Source organism: Coleofasciculus sp. D1-CHI-01 (genome assembly GCF_040218875.1).
Taxonomy (GTDB): Bacteria; Cyanobacteriota; Cyanobacteriia; order Cyanobacteriales; family Coleofasciculaceae; genus Coleofasciculus.
The window spans coordinates 17,341-34,804 of the sequence record NZ_JAVJQP010000201.1; the positions used below are offsets into that span (position 1 = coordinate 17,341).

General features: G+C 46.7%; 12 protein-coding genes. 5 read left to right on the forward strand and 7 right to left on the reverse strand.

Features of this window, described 5'->3' with window-relative positions:
* The first annotated feature begins 122 nt into the window (after nucleotides 1-122).
* Entirely contained in the window at nucleotides 123-1,262 is a 1,140-nt protein-coding gene (locus RIB93_RS33475) for an AAA family ATPase (protein ID WP_446379788.1), read from the forward strand.
* Between the two features lie 392 nt (nucleotides 1,263-1,654).
* On the opposite strand, the gene RIB93_RS33480 is transcribed toward RIB93_RS33475, so the two are convergent.
* Together RIB93_RS33480 and RIB93_RS33485 are read right to left on the reverse strand one after the other, a co-directional pair.
* A complete protein-coding gene (locus tag RIB93_RS33480; RefSeq protein WP_446379790.1) occupies nucleotides 1,655-3,301 on the reverse strand; it encodes an acetolactate synthase large subunit in 1,647 nt (548 codons plus the stop codon).
* Between the two features lie 236 nt (nucleotides 3,302-3,537).
* Entirely contained in the window at nucleotides 3,538-4,902 is a 1,365-nt protein-coding gene (locus tag RIB93_RS33485; RefSeq protein ID WP_446379792.1) for an NAD-dependent succinate-semialdehyde dehydrogenase, read from the reverse strand.
* 269 nt (nucleotides 4,903-5,171) lie between these two features.
* Between RIB93_RS33485 and RIB93_RS33490 the strand changes: the two genes are divergently transcribed.
* From RIB93_RS33490 to RIB93_RS33505, 4 genes are all read left to right on the forward strand, one after another.
* Complete coding sequence (locus tag RIB93_RS33490) at nucleotides 5,172-8,606, forward strand: NACHT domain-containing protein (RefSeq protein ID WP_446379794.1); 3,435 nt, start codon at nucleotides 5,172-5,174, stop codon at nucleotides 8,604-8,606.
* Between the two features lie 655 nt (nucleotides 8,607-9,261).
* Nucleotides 9,262-11,643 carry a GAF domain-containing protein gene (locus RIB93_RS33495; RefSeq protein ID WP_446379796.1) on the forward strand — a complete coding sequence of 794 codons (2,382 nt, stop codon included), beginning with the start codon at nucleotides 9,262-9,264 and terminating at the stop codon, nucleotides 11,641-11,643.
* 466 nt (nucleotides 11,644-12,109) lie between these two features.
* Nucleotides 12,110-12,310 (forward strand): hypothetical protein, encoded by a 201-nt coding sequence (locus tag RIB93_RS33500; RefSeq protein ID WP_446379798.1) that lies wholly within the window; start codon nucleotides 12,110-12,112, stop codon nucleotides 12,308-12,310.
* Nucleotides 12,311-12,379: 69 nt separating this feature from the next.
* The gene (locus RIB93_RS33505) at nucleotides 12,380-12,580 is read left to right on the forward strand and encodes a hypothetical protein (protein WP_446341599.1); all 201 of its coding nucleotides are present in this window, start codon (nucleotides 12,380-12,382) and stop codon (nucleotides 12,578-12,580) included.
* Nucleotides 12,581-12,784: 204 nt separating this feature from the next.
* On the opposite strand, the gene RIB93_RS33510 is transcribed toward RIB93_RS33505, so the two are convergent.
* The 5 genes from RIB93_RS33510 to speB all read right to left on the reverse strand — a co-directional run bounded on the left by RIB93_RS33510 (nucleotide 12,785) and on the right by speB (nucleotide 17,179).
* Nucleotides 12,785-13,909 (reverse strand): geranylgeranyl reductase family protein, encoded by a 1,125-nt coding sequence (locus RIB93_RS33510; protein ID WP_446379800.1) that lies wholly within the window; start codon nucleotides 13,907-13,909, stop codon nucleotides 12,785-12,787.
* Nucleotides 13,910-14,169: 260 nt separating this feature from the next.
* Nucleotides 14,170-14,718 (reverse strand): ribosome recycling factor, encoded by a 549-nt coding sequence (gene frr / locus RIB93_RS33515; protein ID WP_446379802.1) that lies wholly within the window; start codon nucleotides 14,716-14,718, stop codon nucleotides 14,170-14,172.
* Entirely contained in the window at nucleotides 14,705-15,433 is a 729-nt protein-coding gene (gene pyrH / locus RIB93_RS33520; RefSeq protein ID WP_446379804.1) for a UMP kinase, read from the reverse strand. The genes frr and pyrH overlap by 14 nt, the downstream gene beginning before the upstream one ends.
* A 183-nt stretch (nucleotides 15,434-15,616) precedes the next feature.
* Nucleotides 15,617-16,171, reverse strand: a complete 555-nt coding sequence (locus tag RIB93_RS33525) for a thioredoxin family protein (RefSeq protein WP_446379806.1) — start codon at nucleotides 16,169-16,171, stop codon at nucleotides 15,617-15,619.
* Nucleotides 16,172-16,273: 102 nt separating this feature from the next.
* Nucleotides 16,274-17,179 carry an agmatinase gene (gene speB, locus RIB93_RS33530; protein WP_446379808.1) on the reverse strand — a complete coding sequence of 302 codons (906 nt, stop codon included), beginning with the start codon at nucleotides 17,177-17,179 and terminating at the stop codon, nucleotides 16,274-16,276.
* Nucleotides 17,180-17,464: the final 285 nt, after the last annotated feature.

Below are 17,464 nucleotides of genomic sequence, written 5' to 3' on the forward strand. Positions count from 1 at the left end.
TTCCAGCTAAAGATGTCACTGATTTAGAGTTTGTAGTAAGCAATGCGAGCGCTTCTGGCACTAAAGTGCCTACTACGAACCCAGCTTAAGTCAGCGACATTCACCTTAAGATGTAGTGTTATATGACTTCTTCTATTTCTCAATCTCTATGCTGGTCATTTCCCTGGTGTCCCACGCCTCCAGACTGGACGCTAGATTGGGCATCGCTTCAGGCTGAGTTTGACTGGCTTCAATCCCTTCAGGATTGTCCCCAAGACCCCCGCTACCATGGGGAAGGCGATGTTCTCACCCATACCCGCTTGGTTTGTGAGGCATTAATTGCATTACCCGCTTGGCGGGAGTTACCCTCTATTGAGCGATCGCTTCTATTTGCGGCTGCCTTACTCCATGATGTGGCAAAACCTGCGGCGACGGAAATTGAAGCCGATGGCAGGATCACGTCTAAGGGTCATGTCCGCCAAGGGGCAAAAATGGCGCGGCAAATCCTCTGGTCGCTCAACGTACCCTTTCATCAACGGGAGGCGATTGTCTCACTGGTGCAGCATGGTAGTCTTCCCCTCTGGTTTTGGGACAAACCCAACCCGCAACGCGCCGTGATTAAAGCCAGTCAAGTGATTCGCTGCGACCTGCTAGCACTGTTGGCAGAAGCGGATATTCGGGGTCGCGTGTGTGACGACCCGCTAGAACTGCTGGAGCGGGTTCAGTTCTTTCGGGAATATTGTCAAGAGAATAATTGCTTAATTTATCCCCGATCTTTCCCCTCAGATCAGAGTCGATTTGTCTATTTCCAAAAAGACGATCGCGATCCCAACTATGCTGCTTTTGATGACACTCGCTTCGAGGTTGTCGTGATGTCAGGTTTACCGGGTGCTGGTAAAGACTCTTGGATTCAGGAGAATCTTCCCGATTGGACTGTAATCTCCCTAGATGAACTGCGACAAGCGATGAAGATTTCTCCCAAAGATGACCAAGCTGCTGTAGCAGAACGAGCAAGAGCGATCGCGAAAGACTACATGAGAGCCGAAAAATCCTTTGTTTGGAATGCAACCAATCTCTCTCGCCAACTGCGTTCGTCCCTCATTAATCTATTTTCTGCCTACCATGCACGGATTCGCATTGTCTACCTGGAAGCCGCTTGGGAAGAATTGCTGCGGCGCAATCGTTCTCGCGCTGCCAAAGTGCCGGAAACAGTGATGCAACGGATGCGCGATCGCTTAGAGGTTCCAGATATTACTGAAGCCCATCAGGTCGATTGGGTTTAAACCATAATGTCAAGAATTGCAAAATCCTTGTCGTAGTGTGAGCATCTTGCTCACTACATTAAGCATCTTGCTCGCTACCCCTTCCCTGCTATAAATACAGCAGTTTGCTCTGCTATGCGGTACATTGTCGATCCCCCTAAATCCCCCATCGAACAAAAAGCGAAGCATCCTCTGGCTTCCCCCATCGAACAAAAAGCGAAGCAACATCTGGCTTCCCCCTTTTGAAGGGGGACGGGAGGGGGATCTAATAGGGGGACGGGAGGGGGATCAACAAGGGGGACTTTGATCTACTGTACTTTATTACAGCGCTTTGCGCTGTAAAAGTAGGGGTAATTCATGAATCGCCCCTACAGTTAACACCACTATTGTCAAAAAAACGCCAGTTCTAAGACCTACATTTTGCAACTCAAATCCCCAGCTTTTTGACTAAAGCGGAGATTTTCGCCATAGTCTACAGGGCAATCAATGACAGTCGGCACATCTTGGCTTAAGGCTTCTTTCAGGGTGGGAATAAATTCCGCCACTGAATTCACCCGATAGCCTTTTAACCCCATACTTTCAGCAAACTTGACAAAATCGGGATTGCCAAATTTAATAAATGCCGAGTCGCCAAATTGATTGTGTTGTTTCCACTCAATCAAGCCATAGCCACCATCATTGAAAATTAAGGTGACAAAGTTTGTGCCGACTCGCAGGGCTGTTTCTAGTTCCTGGCAATTCATCATGAAACCGCCATCACCTGTCACCGCAACAACATTCCGATCTGGGTGAACTAATTTTGCCGCGATCGCGCCCGGCATGGCAATCCCCATGGCAGCAAAACCATTGGAGATAATACAAGTGTTAGGGCGATCGCAGTGGTAGTGGCGTGCCATCCACATTTTGTGGGCACCGACATCGGAGATAACAATATCTTCGGGTCCCATCACCTGACGTAAGTCATAGATGAGTTTTTGCGGCTTAATCGGAAACCCCTCATCATTGGCATACTGTTCATAATCCGCCCGGATATCGGAACGTAATTCCACCGCATGGGGCGTCGCCTTACCTTCGCGATCCGCTTGTTTCATAATTTCATTCAGCGAATCCGAGATATCCCCAACCACTTCCACCAACGGAATAAAGCTACTGTCAATTTCAGCATGGCTAGCACCAATGTGAATAATCGGAATCTTGCCCTCTGGATTCCATTTCTTCGGTGAATATTCGATCAAATCGTAACCCACCGCAATCACTAAGTCCGTTTCATCAAAGGCACAGCTAACGTGATCACGCTGTTGTAATCCCATTGTCCATAGCGCTAGCGGATGGGTATAGGGAATCACCCCTTTGCCCATAAACGTATTGATCACCGGAATATTCATCCGGGTGGCAAATTCCGTCAAGGCTTCTGCAGCATGGGCGCGAATTGCCCCATTCCCGACTAAAATTAAGGGATTTTTTGCCTTGGAGATGGCAACGGCGGCTTTGCCAATACTCCGGAATGAGGCATAGGTTTTTTCCCGTTCATCTTTCGTCAGGGGTTCCCCAAAAACGGGCATGGCGGCGATATTTTCCGGCAGATCAATGTGAACTGCACCCGGTTTCTCACTTTGCGCCAGTTTGAAGGCTTTACGGACAATTTCTGAGGTATTACTGGGACGGACAATTTGCGTGTTCCACTTGGTTACGGGGGCGAACATTGCCACCAAGTCTAAGTATTGGTGGGATTCGATATGCATGCGATCGGTTCCCACCTGTCCCGTAATCGCCACCAGCGGGGCGCCATCTAGGTTGGCGTCAGCTACCCCAGTCATCAAATTGGTTGCCCCTGGTCCTAAGGTGGAAAGACAGATGCCCGCCTTTCCGGTTAAACGTCCATACAAATCCGCCATAAACGCTGCCCCTTGTTCATGGCGGGTGGTAATGAATTGAATGGAGGAGTGCTTGAGTGCTTCTAGCACATGCAAGTTTTCTTCCCCAGGCAATCCAAACACATATTCGACGCCTTCATTTTCCAGGCATCTGACTAGCATGTCGGCTGTATTCATTTCGCCCATCTCAATTTTCCCCTTAATTTTCTTTGGTTATCGTTTGATGGTTGGCGCGATGTCCTATTTCGTTGCAATTCGTGCCTGCTGAAATTTCAGCAGGACAAGTTAGAGGGGGGCTACAGCTAGGACTGGCTGTTAGCTATCCCCGGTAAAAATTCAAAGCTAAGGATCAAAATCCTATTGTTAAAATTCGGTTTTTTTAACAATAGCCTCTACTGTACTCTTCCGTCCATAGTTCTTAACTATTTCACCCAAACGGTTTTAATGTTGACAAATTCGTGAATTCCTTGTACTCCTAATTCTCGTCCATAGCCGGAGCGCTTAATCCCGCCAAAAGGTAGACGGGGATCGGATTTAACTAATCCATTGATAAAGACAGCTCCCGCTTCAATCTCATCAATGAGCCGCTGGGCTTGGGTTTCGTCCGTTGTCCACGCACTTGCCCCTAAACCAAACGGAATCGCATTGGCTTTAGCAATTGCCGCGTTAATGTCAGGAATTCTAAACAATAACGCCACTGGTCCGAAAAATTCTTCGTTGTCGGCGGGGGTTCCTGGAGGAAAGTCCGCCAAGATGGTGGGGGGGTAAAAATGACCGGGACGATCTAAGGGTTTACCCCCAATTAGAACTTTGGCTCCCTGTGCTATACAATCTTGTACCAGTTGATCTAATTCTTGGAGGATACTGGGTGTTGCCAATGGTCCGATATTAGTGGTTTCCTCCATTGGATCACCCACATTCAAGGCTTTAAATTTTTCAACCAAACGTTTTTCAAACTCATCCGCGATCGCATCGGCTAAAATGAAGCGTTTAGCGGCGATGCAGGATTGACCATTATTCAGCATCCGGGCGGTAACGGCGGTGGTAACGGCGGCGTCTAAGTCGGCGCTTTCCAGGACAATAAATGGATCACTTCCACCGAGTTCCAGCACAGTTTTCTTCAAGTGTTTCCCCGCAGTAGCGGCTAATGATGCACCTGCGGGTTCACTTCCGGTTAAGGTAGCGGCTTTAATCCGGGAGTCACTGACAATGGCTTCGACTTGAGAAGCCCCAATTAATAAGCTTTGGAATGCCCCTTCCGGAAATCCTGCTTCCTTTATAATGTCCTCAATCGCCAAAGCACATTGCGGCACATTCGAGGCGTGTTTCAGAATCCCGACATTTCCTGCCATTAACGCGGGGGCGGCAAAACGAAACACTTGCCAGAAAGGAAAATTCCACGGCATTACCGCTAGAATAATCCCTAAGGGCTGATAGCGGACAAAACTCTGGCTGGCATCTGTGGCAATATGATCATCTGCCAAAAACGTCGCCGCATTTTCAGCGTAGTAACGGCAAACCCAGGCACATTTTTGCACCTCCGCGATCGCACTTTTGATCGGTTTGCCCATTTCCAAGGTCATCAGTTGACCAAACTTGACCTTATCCCGTTCCAGAATATCCGCCGCCGCATTCAGCCAGTTCGCCCGTTGCGCCATTGGCGTTTTTCGGTACGACTCAAACACCTGTTGTCCCAGGGTGAGTTTGGCTTCTATCGACTCATGATCTAGTGGCTCAAAGGTTTTGAGCGTTTCTCCCGTTGCTGGGTTAATTGTGGCGATCCCCATAGCCTTCCTCTTCGACTCCATTACTTAAGATGGAGTTAGCAGTTTCATTCTCAAGTCTACTGCGAGGCTGTCTGGTAAAAGACAATACCTTTACATTGCTTTACATTTTAGCATAGGTCGGCAGGTTTGTAGTAAGCGCTTTAGCGCTTCTGGCACGCTTCGTGCCGACTACGAAGCCAGATAGTCAGTACCATTCCCCGTTCTGTTGGCTGTCTGCCCCGAATCAGGTAAGCCATAATAACAATTAAAGGCGGTTGCTCAAATCAGATATGGAACCCGTATCAATCATGCTTGGTGGATGGTTAGGCGAATTTGCCACCTTAAAGATTGCCGAAACCTTACTCACCGGGGTTCGCAGCAAACTCAACCCTCAAGATTTAGACAAAGCCTTAAACGCAGCGACAAAAACAGCACAGGAACAACACAAACGATTATTCTATCGCTGTCCCCCCGATTTTATTGGTCGGTTTTTAACACAGTTTGTTAAAGGTGCTGGATTAGCCGAGTTACAGAAACCGCTGAATAATCAAGGAACGCCAGATGTTGATTATTTAGTAGCTGCCTTTAAAGACGCGGCAAAACAAGATTCTAAGATGAACAAGATTGACGAGTCTTTGGTTCAGCCGTGGATGGAGGTATTTGTTCGTACTTATTTTCAGCTAACGAATGAGTATTTAAGGTTTCAGGTGGCTAAAGCTGATTATTGTGAGCAATTGGTCAATTGGTTTGATGATGTTAAGTTTGCTGGGATTTCAGTCGCCGGACAAGAGATAGAGAAGTCTGAACATCTTGCCCAGATTTTTGTTATGCCGGATGTCGTGGAAGAACGGCAAAAATGGGATGTTTTATATTTCTCAGAACATGGCTCATGGGAGAATGATCAATCTGAGTTACTCCGTAAACAAGGAAAACGAGTGGAGTTAGAAAGTCGGGTGGGGAGACAGTTGAATGCACGGCAGTTATTAGGTGGAGGATTGGAGTCTATACGTCAGAAAAAAGTCGTGCTGTTAGGTGCGCCTGGTTCGGGAAAAACCACGTTCATGAGTTATTTTGCTGTGATGCTGGCGCAGCAAAATCATGTCTCGACTGATTCCGCTGCGGTTGACCATTTCAATCCCCCCCAGCCCCCCTTTGAAAGGGGGGAGATGGAAGAATTAAATAGAGATAGTAGAAACAATGCATTAGGGTTAAATTCTAATATAGATTGGCTGCCGATTTTAATTAAAATTCGTGACTTGGCGCGACAACCGGACATCAGTATCCTCGATTATGTGCGGCAGTTTGCTGAAGATACGATGGCAGTGAAACCCTTGCCAGAGGGATTTTTTGACTATTGGTTAGAAGATGGGCGGGCGCTGATTCTATTAGATGGTTTGGATGAAGTTGCCGAAGATGCTAAACGTTATCAGGTGGTGCGGCGAATTGAAAATTTCCTGGGACAATATAAGCAAAATCGCGCGATTATTACCTCTCGTCCAGCGGGATATAAGCGAGACTTCTTTAAAACCCAGGAGTTTCCGCACTACCAGTTACAACCTTTTAATGATGACCAGATTGAGGAATTTATTAACCGTTGGTATGATAGCCGCGTTCCTGATAAAGCAGAAGCCGAGCGGCGCAAACAGAGTTTAAGAACGGCATTGTCCGATAATTCCCGGATTCAATTACTGGCGCAAAATCCGCTACTGTTAACGATTATTGCCCTAATTCACCGCTATCAAGCTCATTTACCGAAAGAACGGTACAAGCTGTATGATAAGGCAGTTGAAACTCTATTAACCTCCTGGGATGCCAATAAAGAACTAACGAATCAGACGGAATTAAAGCATCTAGAGTTGGATGATTTACGGCGGTTGATGGAAATCCTGGCATATTGGATTCATACCCAAGGAAATAGCGAGGATAAAGAGGGCGGAACGTTAATTGAGAAAGATGATTTGATTGATCAGTTGAGTCGAGAGATTCAGACGCTGAAACAGATTCAACGCTATGAGGCAAAGAAAGAGGCAGAGCGGTTTGTCAACTTTATCCGAGAACGCACGGGATTATTGAATGAACAAGGGCAAGATTATTATGCTTTTGTGCATAAGACGTTTCAGGAATATTTGTGCGCTCAGGAGATTGACTATCAAGCGGATAATGAGGGAGATTTTGATATTATTCTCAATCATATTCGAGAGCATCTGCATGATCCGCATTGGCGAGAGGTTTTGTTGTTGTTGATTGCCCAGCAAAAGCCGAAGAAGGCGGCGAAAGCGATACGGGCGATTTTGCAGAATAAGAGTGAGTATGAGTCATGGCTGCATCGGGATTTATTCTGGGCTGGCACGTTGTTGACGGAAAATATTAAGGGGTTGAAGGGGGCTGATAAGGGTTTAGTTGAGGAGATTTTGACGGGATTAGTGGAGTTGGAGGTGAGTGATAAGGCGCGGGTGGGTGAAAGGGTTCGCCAGCAGGTTTACGAGATTTTTTGCCATTTGAATGAGACGGAGTTTGAGCAGCAAGCGCTGGAATTTTTGAAGGCAAGGGAGGAAATGATTGATGAAGGGCTATTGTTGAAATATCGGGCGGCGTTAGGAGAAAAAGAAGCGGTAATTGACATTCTGCGATCGTGTTTAGAAGATGAGGAGGCTGATGTGCGTTTCTGGGCAGTCCATGGCTTGGGCAAGTTGGGGCAGGGTAAAGAAAGGGTAGTCAATGCCTTACTTGTGTGTTTAAATGATCCAGAATTACGTGTGCGTTGCTCGGCTGCCCATGCCTTACGCGAGTTGGGGCAAAGTTCAGAAATAGTAGTCAATACCTTGCTATCGCATTTAAATGATGAGAGTGGTGGTATGCGTACCGCTGCTGCCCGTGCCTTGGGCAAGTTAGGGCGGGGTTCAGAAAAGATAATTAACACTCTGCTATCGCGCTTGAAGGATGAAAATTATTTTATGCGTTCCTCGGCTGCTAAAGCTTTGGGCAAATTGGGGCAGGGTTCAGAAACAGTAGTCGATGCTCTGCTTTTGCACTTAGATGATGAAAATTCTAGAGTACGTTTCTCGACAGCCCATGCCTTGGGCGAGTTAGGAGAGAATTCAGAAAGGGTAATTAATGCCCTGCTTTTGCGCTTAGATGATGAAGATGCTGGTGTACGTGGTTTGACTGCTGAAGCTTTGGGTAAGCTGGGACAAGGTATAGAAAGGGTAGTTAATGCTCTGCTTTTGTGCTTAGATGATCAGGATGATCAGAATGATCAGGATGAGCTGGATGTTATTGTGCGTACCATAGCGATGGAGGCTTTGGGCAAGTTGGGGCAGGGTACGGAAACAGTAGTTAACGCCGTGCTTTTGCGCTTAGATGATGACAATTCTAACGTGCGTTCCTCGGCTGCCAATGCCTTGGGTAAGTTAGGGCAAGGTACAGAAAGGGTAGTTAATGCTCTGCTATCACACTTAGATGATGAGTCTCGTGTACGTTACTCGGTTGCCGATGCTTTGGGCAAGTTGGGACAAGGTACAGAAAGAGTAGTCAACGCTCTACTTTTGCGCTTAGATGATGACGATTCTGACGTGCGTTTATCGGCTGCTGAAGCTTTGGGTAAATTAGGCAAAAATAACCCTGATATCCTGCCACTTATCGTGCAATGGATTGAACAGCACCAGGATTCAGACTATATCGGCTGTGGGATTGATGCGCTTTGGGATATGGTGGCAACGGATTAACAAGCAAGGTTCGTCACCTTGTCGTGGCGTGGCACATCTAATGTAATAGATTAGTCTTATTTTGCCCAGAAACCGTAGGGGCGCACCGACGTGCATTGGTGTCAACTTAAGCTAAACCCCTCACCCCCAGCCCCTCTCCCACGCCGGGGAGAGGGGAGTAAGAGAGTCTGGTTCCCCTTCTCCCCACGGTGGGAGAAGGGGTTAGGGGATGAGGGGGAAATGTCAAGAAGTAGACAGACACGGTTTAAAACCTTGCCAGCATTGGTTTTCTACCTTAAGTTGACACTAATGACCGACGTGCGCCCGATTAAATCGTAATATTTATTCCATTTTGGTGGGTTACGGCGGATATTAAATTTAATGATTATTTCCTCAATTAAATACCGCCTAACTCACCCTACGTCTGACGTGCGCCCGATTAAATCGTAATATTTATTCCACTTTGGTGGGTTACGACGGATATCAAATTTAATGGTTATTTTCTCAATTAAATACCGCCTAACCCACCCTACTTGCGTGGCACTTGCTTTATGATTGGTGGGTTACGGCGGATATCAAATGTAAGGGTTATTGGCTTAATTAAATACCGCCTAACCCACCCTACGATGGGGTTTCGTTGGGGTTTAGTTTAAGCGTGACTCATGACAAGTTATTTATGAGAAAATTTTTGCAAAATTTTAAGACTATATTTCGCTTCACTTGTCAAGTTTTAAATTCTGTGATCAAATGGAAAGACGGCTTATGGTTTCATCACCCTTTTACCCTGATGTGGCATAAAAACCGACACTCCATTCCCGACAATTCCCCGGAGGTTAACCCGCCTGCGATGTCTAACTCTAATTCCTATTCTCAACCCGTAACGGATGAATCAACATTTAGCGATCGCATAACGATGACAAATCAGGCGAATTCGGGAAATCATGATTGGTTGGCTCGTTTTCAGCACCATAGCAAACTGTTGATGGCGTGGGTTGAGCCGGGGAACTTCGCTCTGTATTATGCCAATCATGCTTTTTGCCGCTTAATCGGGATTGATGCTCCCACGGGGAACTTACAACACCAGGGTATTTACCTATTTGATTTATTTATAAACGTTGATGCTAAAACCCTCGAACAGTTATATCGGCGTCATTTACTGGCACTAATATTACGAGATGTATATAAAATTAATCATAGCCAATGGCGCTTTTTAGATGAACCTGTTATCGCGACTCTCGATAATCCCCCCGATTCTGACTCCCATTGTGTGCAATTTTGGCTGCGTTCAGAACATTTAACGGTTGAACGGATTAATCCAGAACTTGATGAATTTTCGGATATCGATTTCTGCCAACAACCGATTCGACAAATTATCCTTAATCCTATCTGGGAACAACGTTTAAATCTAGAGAATTATCGGGTTAGTGGTCAGCTTTTGTGGGAAGGATTAGATGTTACCCACCAAGAAACAATTCGACAACTGATTAGCCTACTGGTTGAACGCGACTCTCTCTTGCGTTCCGAGAAATTTCGCCTGTTCGATCAAAAAATGCGATCGCTGTTTCGCGCTGATCAGATTCTGCTGTTGCGGGTGAAGCGCCAAGAAGTGAAACTGTTTACCAGTGAAAATGATCAACTGATTCAAACCCAAGTCTATACCTGGGATTCTCTACAAGGTTCCCATTTCCAAGCCGCCGCCCAAGCGAATCAAGTTTGGATTGTCGCCAATTTAGAGAGTCATTGTCAAACGGAATGTGAGCAAGCCTTATTCAACCAAGGTACTCGTTCCCTCTTGCTGATTCCTCTATCGGTTTCGGCGGCTGACGCCGAAACCCCCAGCCAAAACTTAATGGGAATGGTTGGGTTAACCAGTGATCTGGCGGATCATTTCGATTCTTTAGATATCAACCATGCTTGCGCCTTAATCCCCGCCTTAACCGCCGCCCTGCGTCAAGCGGCTCAAAGTCAATTTAATCATATCCATCCCGCCGTAGAATGGCGGTTTCTGGAAGAAGCGGAACGCCGCAGTTGGGGACTTTCTCCAGAACCGATTGTATTTACGGATGTTCATCCGATGTATGGGATTTCCGATATTCGGGGTTCGTCGAATGAACGAAATCGGGCAATCCAAGCCGATTTACTCAACCAGTTTAATTTGGCAATGGCGATAGTGGATGCCGCGAACCAATCTCAACCGCTGCCCTTGTTGCAACAATTGCGTCTAGATTTGTCCGCTTATATTGAACGGTTAGACAAGGGAGTGACGGTGGATGAAGAGGTGACAGCGATTAAGTACTTAAAGAATCATCTGGAAATTTATTTTGAATATTTCCAAGACTGTGGCGACGCGGCGGTTGACGCAGTAAACGCCTACAAACAAGCTTGCAACAATCCTCATGAATGTATCTATACCGCACGCGATCGCTATGATCGGATGATTTATGAGATTAACGAACAACTGCGCCAAACCTGGGAACGGTGGCAAGTGCGGATGCAGCAGATTATCCCCCACTACTGTGATCACGAACTCACTGATGGTATTGATCACATGATCTACGCGGGGGCTTCGATTAACTCGCAGTTTACTGTATTCCATCTCCACTGTCTGCGCTACGAACAGCTACGGGCTATCTGTGACTGTGCGAGGACGTGTTTTGAAATGCGCGATCGCTTTAACACACCCTTACAAGTCACTCATCTGGTATTAGTGCAGGAAACCACGGTGGATATTTTCCACGACGAACAAACGGAAAAAATCTTCGACTTACGCAGTAGCACCCGTGACACCCGCTACGAAATCGTCAAAAAACGGATTGATAAAGCCCTAGACGCCACCACCCAAACTCGCATCACCCAACCAGGGATGCTGACTATCGTCTATTCCAGCCAAGCGGAGTGGACAGAATATCAACAATACTTACGCTACCTCGCCCGTGAAGGTTGGGTGGATTCCCATATCGAATCCAGCACGGTGGAAAAATTGCAAGGAATCACAGGACTCAAATTTGCCCGTGTTCGTATTCTGCCTGAATCTGAGCCATCTTCTCCAGAGGAGTAGACAAGAGGAGAGGAGCTGGGGGAGCTGGGGAAGCTGGGGGAGCTGGGGAAGCTGGGGGAGCTGGGGAAGCTGGGGAAGCTGGGGGAGCTGGGGAAGCTGGGGATAGCTGGGGGAGATAAGGAATTATAATTCAAAACTATGTCCTTGAGCGTAGGTATCAAATCTTTACTGTTGCCTATTGCCTGTTCCCTATTGCCTCTCCCCACCACAAGACTTATTCAGTAGCCCCTACTTATATAGAGCGAAGAGTTTTTTCCCAATCTTCGCATCCTTGGCTGTGATCTAGCTTACTTTGTCTTAGTGATCAGACAACTTGTCTGTTTCAGGCGGTTATGTTTCAAAACTATAACATTAAGATTCGTAAATAAAGCCATTCTGTAGTGATTGTTACAGAAAATTCCTGTTATAGTTATTTTGTAAGGAAAAATTCAGTGAAATATCACTAAAGCAATCGGAGGATACACAAATGTCTACTCAAGAACAAGCTAGAGCCTTAATGATGCGTCATCATCACGCCGTCAAGAATAGACAACAATCGATGCTCAATCGAGCAGCTAATGAAGTCGGTTTCGATGTTGATAACGTCAACTATTGGGATTTAATTCAAGGCAAACCCAATTCTGGTTTCCGGACTAGCTATGATCGCAGCCGTGCTTCCCTAAGCTAAACAATGTTTTAAAGTTCTAAGCAGAAAAAACTCAATCAAATCTCACTAAAGCAATCGGAGAATCAACAAATGTCTACTCAAGAACAAGCCAGAGCCTTAATGATGCGTCATCACCACGCCGTCAAGAACAGGCAACAATCGATGCTCAATCGAGCAGCTAACGAAGTCGGTTTAGATGTTGATAACATCAGCCACTGGGATTCGATTCAAGGCAAACCCAATTCTGGTTTCCGGACTAGCTATGATCGCAGTCGCGCTTCTCTAAGCTAACGCTTCACTTCCTAAGATATGCAGCCTCTCAAGATAGAGATTTGCATAACTTAGCCGGACTTTTCTCATAAAACTTTTTCGAGGTAACGAAATCTCACGGTCAAGTGATCCGTGAGATTTTTAATTTTGGTGGGTTTCGACTTCGCTCAACCCACCCTACTACGGTATATTTCCACAAATGACGAATGACAAATGACAAATACTCTATCGTGAGAAGAATCCGCCACTCAAACGTTTAAGAGCAAAACCTGCCACCTCTGAATACTTCAATTCCCCGCATAAAATTTGCAGCATAATCAGAGTCGCTGAAGGTCGCTTCACGCCTACCTTATAGCCAATTTTTGGAAAACCATAGAAGGCACCAGCTAAACGTTTCGCCCAAACCATCTCGTTACCCCATTCGTCCTGAATCACCTGGGTATACTGGGTTAGTGCGTTGGTTTGACCGCCTAAAGCCGCATCAATTGCCTCTGCTGCTTTGACACCACTATAGATAGAAGGACGAATACCTTCAGCCGTAAACGGATCAGCCAAACAAGCGGTATCACCAACTAATAGCGCGTTTTGCCCGTGTAACTTTTGGTTCCCATCCCACAAACACATTGGATGACTGTGAACTTGACAGAGTTTGGGATCAACATTGAGTTGCTGAATATACTTCGTGCCTATCTTTTGTAAATCCTGCTTGTCATTCCCCTTAAACGTCCCCACACTAACCGAATAGCTATCGGTTTTGGGAAAATTCCAGATGTAGCCATTTTTCACTTGCCCAAAGTCAAAATGGATGGTGGGGTCACTGCTGGTGGGGGCGGGATTGGGGGCTTCTAGCGTCACCGCCATCCGTTGGGGACGATCTTTAAAGCCTAACCATTTTGCCATGGAACCATTAGCACCATCCGCCGCAATTAGATACCGGGCTTCTAGAGGTTCACGGGTTGTGTTAACCTGCCAGCGATCGCCTTTAAATTCAATACCTGTTACAGTGGTTTGGTCTTGCAGTTGAGCGCCTTGCTCTTTTGCCTGTTCAATCAAATACTGGTCAAAAACATCCCGTTGTACCATCCAGACGGGTTTTTGTTTTTTGAGATTGACCTCCACCGGATCATCCATTTGCCAGGTGTAGCGAACTCGGCTGACATTGAGTGCGATCGCAGGAGCCAGATCAAAATCAAACCACTGTTGCACGCTTGGAGACACACCACCACTACAGGGCTTATATCGGGGTAACGAGTCTTTTTCTAGAATCAGTACCGATCGCCCTCGCTTGGCGAGGTGGTAGGCAGCGGTTCCCCCTGCAGGACCTGCCCCAACGATAATGCAGTCAAACATTAGGCTTTATGGATTGAGAAACTCATGAGTGCACTTAGGAGGTATTACTGTAATAGTTTAAGTTTGAACCCCTGACATAGTTTACCAAGAAACTGAGGAATTGGTCATTGGTCATTGGTCATTGGTCATTCGTCATTTGTCATTCGTCATTTGTCCTTTCCTTCCCTATCTCCCTCATCTTCCCCATCAGACTGCGGCAGCGGGCAAGATGCCCGCACTACTGCTGCAACTTTACCCCAATGGGATGTGGCGGCAATCTTCTAAACCGTGGTAATGTCCTTCTCTTTAGCCGCTAACAAGTCATCAATTTTAGCCGTGTACTTGTCCGTCAATTGCTGAATCTGGTCTTGCAGATCACGGGCTTCATCTTCAGAAACTTCGCTATTTTTCTCCTGTTTACGAACCGAGTCAACTGCATCACGGCGGATATTACGGATAGAAACTTTCCCTTCCTCAGCTAACTTACCCGCCATCTTCACAAATTCTTGGCGGCGTTCACTCGTTAAGGGAGGAATATTCAGTCGCACGACTTGACCGTCATTATTGGGGGTTAAGCCAATATCCGATAAAGAAATCGATTTTTCAATCAGAGTCAGCGTACTCTTGTCATAGGGTTGAATCGTAATCGTGGTAGCATCTGGCGTATTAATGCTTGCCAGAGACTTCAGCGGGGTGGGACTACCATAGTATTCCACCATTACTCGATCCAACAGACTGGCATTCGCCCGACCGGTACGAATGGTATTGAAACCCCGTTGCGTTGCTTCAACGGCTTTCTTCATTTGGCTTTCAGCGTCAGCTAACTTCACAAAAACCTCCCACAATTGTTCCGACAGATTCTCCTTGAACAGCACGGCGGATATTCCCCCGCCCTGTCAAATCAAATACCATAATTGGGATATCATTTTCCTTACACAAGGCGATCGCGGTACTATCCATCACCCGCAGATCCTGAGCTAGGACATAATTATAGGACAGCGTATTATAGCGGCGAGCCTGGGGATTTAGCTGGGGATCACAATCATAAATCCCATCGACTTTCGTGGCTTTAAAGATCACCTCCGCATCAATTTCGGCGGCTCGCAAAGCTGCTGTCGTGTCCGTGGTGAAAAAGGGATTCCCCGAACCTGCGCCAAAAATTACCACTCGCCCTTTTTCCAGGTGACGAATGGCACGGCGACGGATATAGGGTTCTGCCACTTCTTGCATCGCGATCGCGGTTTGCACACGGGTAGGTATTCCCATTTGCTCTAAGGCATCTTGTAGAGTCATGGCATTCATGACTGTGGCAATCATACCAATATAATCACCCGTTGCCCGATCCATTCCGCCAGCAGCCGCTTTTAAACCGCGAAAAATGTTGCCACCACCGACAACGATTGCCATTTGGATGCCACTTGCCACGACTTCGGCTATTTCAGCAGCGATGTCCTGAACGACTCCTGGATCAATGCCGTAGCTCAGTTTGCCCATCAAGGCTTCACCGCTCACTTTTAGTAAAACCCGTCGGTATTTCATCCCCATGCTACGACTCTTTCTTTCTTGACTATTGCCTTGCCCATACGATAACAGTCTACCGATAATTCTGACAGACTAAAATACAAATTCTTATGGTATTCACGAGTTCCAGTTAACTATTGCTGGTGTCAGGTGGCTTCAAATACTGATTCTCCCTAGCTCCTCCGCTGCTCTGGCTCTCTGCGATCACTAGCGACGCCATACTAGCGGACTACCCAAGGTGGGAGTTGATTGGGGTGAGATGGTTTCCCCAGCCAGTAACGCGGCGATCGCATTCTTGACGTAAGCTTCGTTGACGGCTTCGGGATGTTGGCTATTATCGTCAATTTGACCCCTGTAGCGCAAGACTCCCTGTCCATCAATAACAAAGGCTTCTGGGGTTTTTGAAGCGCCAAATCCTTGTGCCACGTCCTGAGTTGGGTCCCACAGGTAAGGAAAATTCAACCCTCTACTACTGGCAAACTGCTGCATCTGACTAAAACTATCTTCGGGAGATTGGTTAGCATCGTTGGAGTTAATGCCAATCAGGATAAATCCCTGTTCCCTAAATCGGGTTTGCAGTTGTTTGAGTCTGTCTACATAAGCGGCAGAGTCAGGACAGTTATTACTCAAGAAAATTACCACCACTCCTCGCCACTTTTCCAGATACCGGGATAGGTGATGAACATCCTTATCAGTGCCTAAAAGCTCAAAATCTGGAGCATAACTGCCAATGGGTGTGCTGTGTTTTTCCTTCAGACTCATATCGTGTTACGGTGTGTGTTTGACAATGTGTTCGTACTTTCCTTTTTCCCGTTCCCCTTTGCCGATCATCCTGGATCAGGCAGTGAATTTCAGCCATCGCTACTACCTTTGTGCCAGAGTTTGATAGCCGATGAGTTTGTAAACCAGTTTAGCGGCACTAAATTGGGAGACCACTGAATCAACCACGGGAGCTAACTCCATTACATCGCAACCGATGACCTGATGGGTTTCAAACAATCGTCGCAAAAAGGTTAGGAGTGCATACCAATTCAGCCCACCCGGTTCAGGAGTGCCAACCCCTGGCATTAAAGCCGGATCAATGCCATCTAAGTCAATGGTAATAAATACTCGCTCTGTTGGGATAGTCGCGATCGCGTCGTCTATCCAGTGGGGATTTTGGGCAATGTGTCGCGCCCAAATTACGGGGATAGATTTTTGTTTAATTAAGTCGGCTTCTTCTTGACAAAGACTCCGAATGGCGACGGGTAATGTTGGTAATCCCATATCCACTATCCGACGCATCACACAGGCGTGGTTATAAATTGAGCCTTCGTATTCGTGGCGTAAATCTCCGTGGGCGTCTATTTGCACTACGGTAAAGGGTTCGCTACTCCTTTGGCGGTAGGCGTCTACAATTCCCGTGGTAATGCTATGTTCACCCCCGATCGCAATTACAAATTTACTATCATCGATAAGCCCAGATATGGTGTCGCGAGTCTCTCTCAGCATGGTTTGGGCAGAAATCCGTTGTCCGCCTTTGGTATCTGCGATCGCGCCGTGAGTATAAATCCTAGCGTCTTTACAAATCTCCCGTTCCAACTCATCATCGTAGTATTCGAGCTGGATTGACGCCTCCAAGAGCGCATCAGGTCCATTTTCTGTACCTTTACGATAGGTTGTGGTTGCCTCGTAGGGAATTGGCAAAATAACCACTCGTGACGCTTTGTAGGATGCCTGAATTTCCGATCCCAGGAACGGGATAACAGCAGCAGACGTTTGCACCAACATAGGGGACGCACCAAAGAATTTCTTAAGGTTAATTTTGACACAAGACGAGTTTTGAGTGTAGAGACCTGCCATGGCGCGTCTCTAGAACGTCAGTCTAGTCATAGGGGTGAGTAACTGTAACCAAAACCCTTGACACATCTACCTATTGTTGCCCATTTATTGGTAAGGTTCTATCCGGAGAGAGTTGACTGAGGTGATATAAAATAAGACGAACATTGAGAGGTCGAATCAATGGCTACTATCACATACTGCAAAGGACTTCCTACCCCAGCTTCTGAGTTAAAC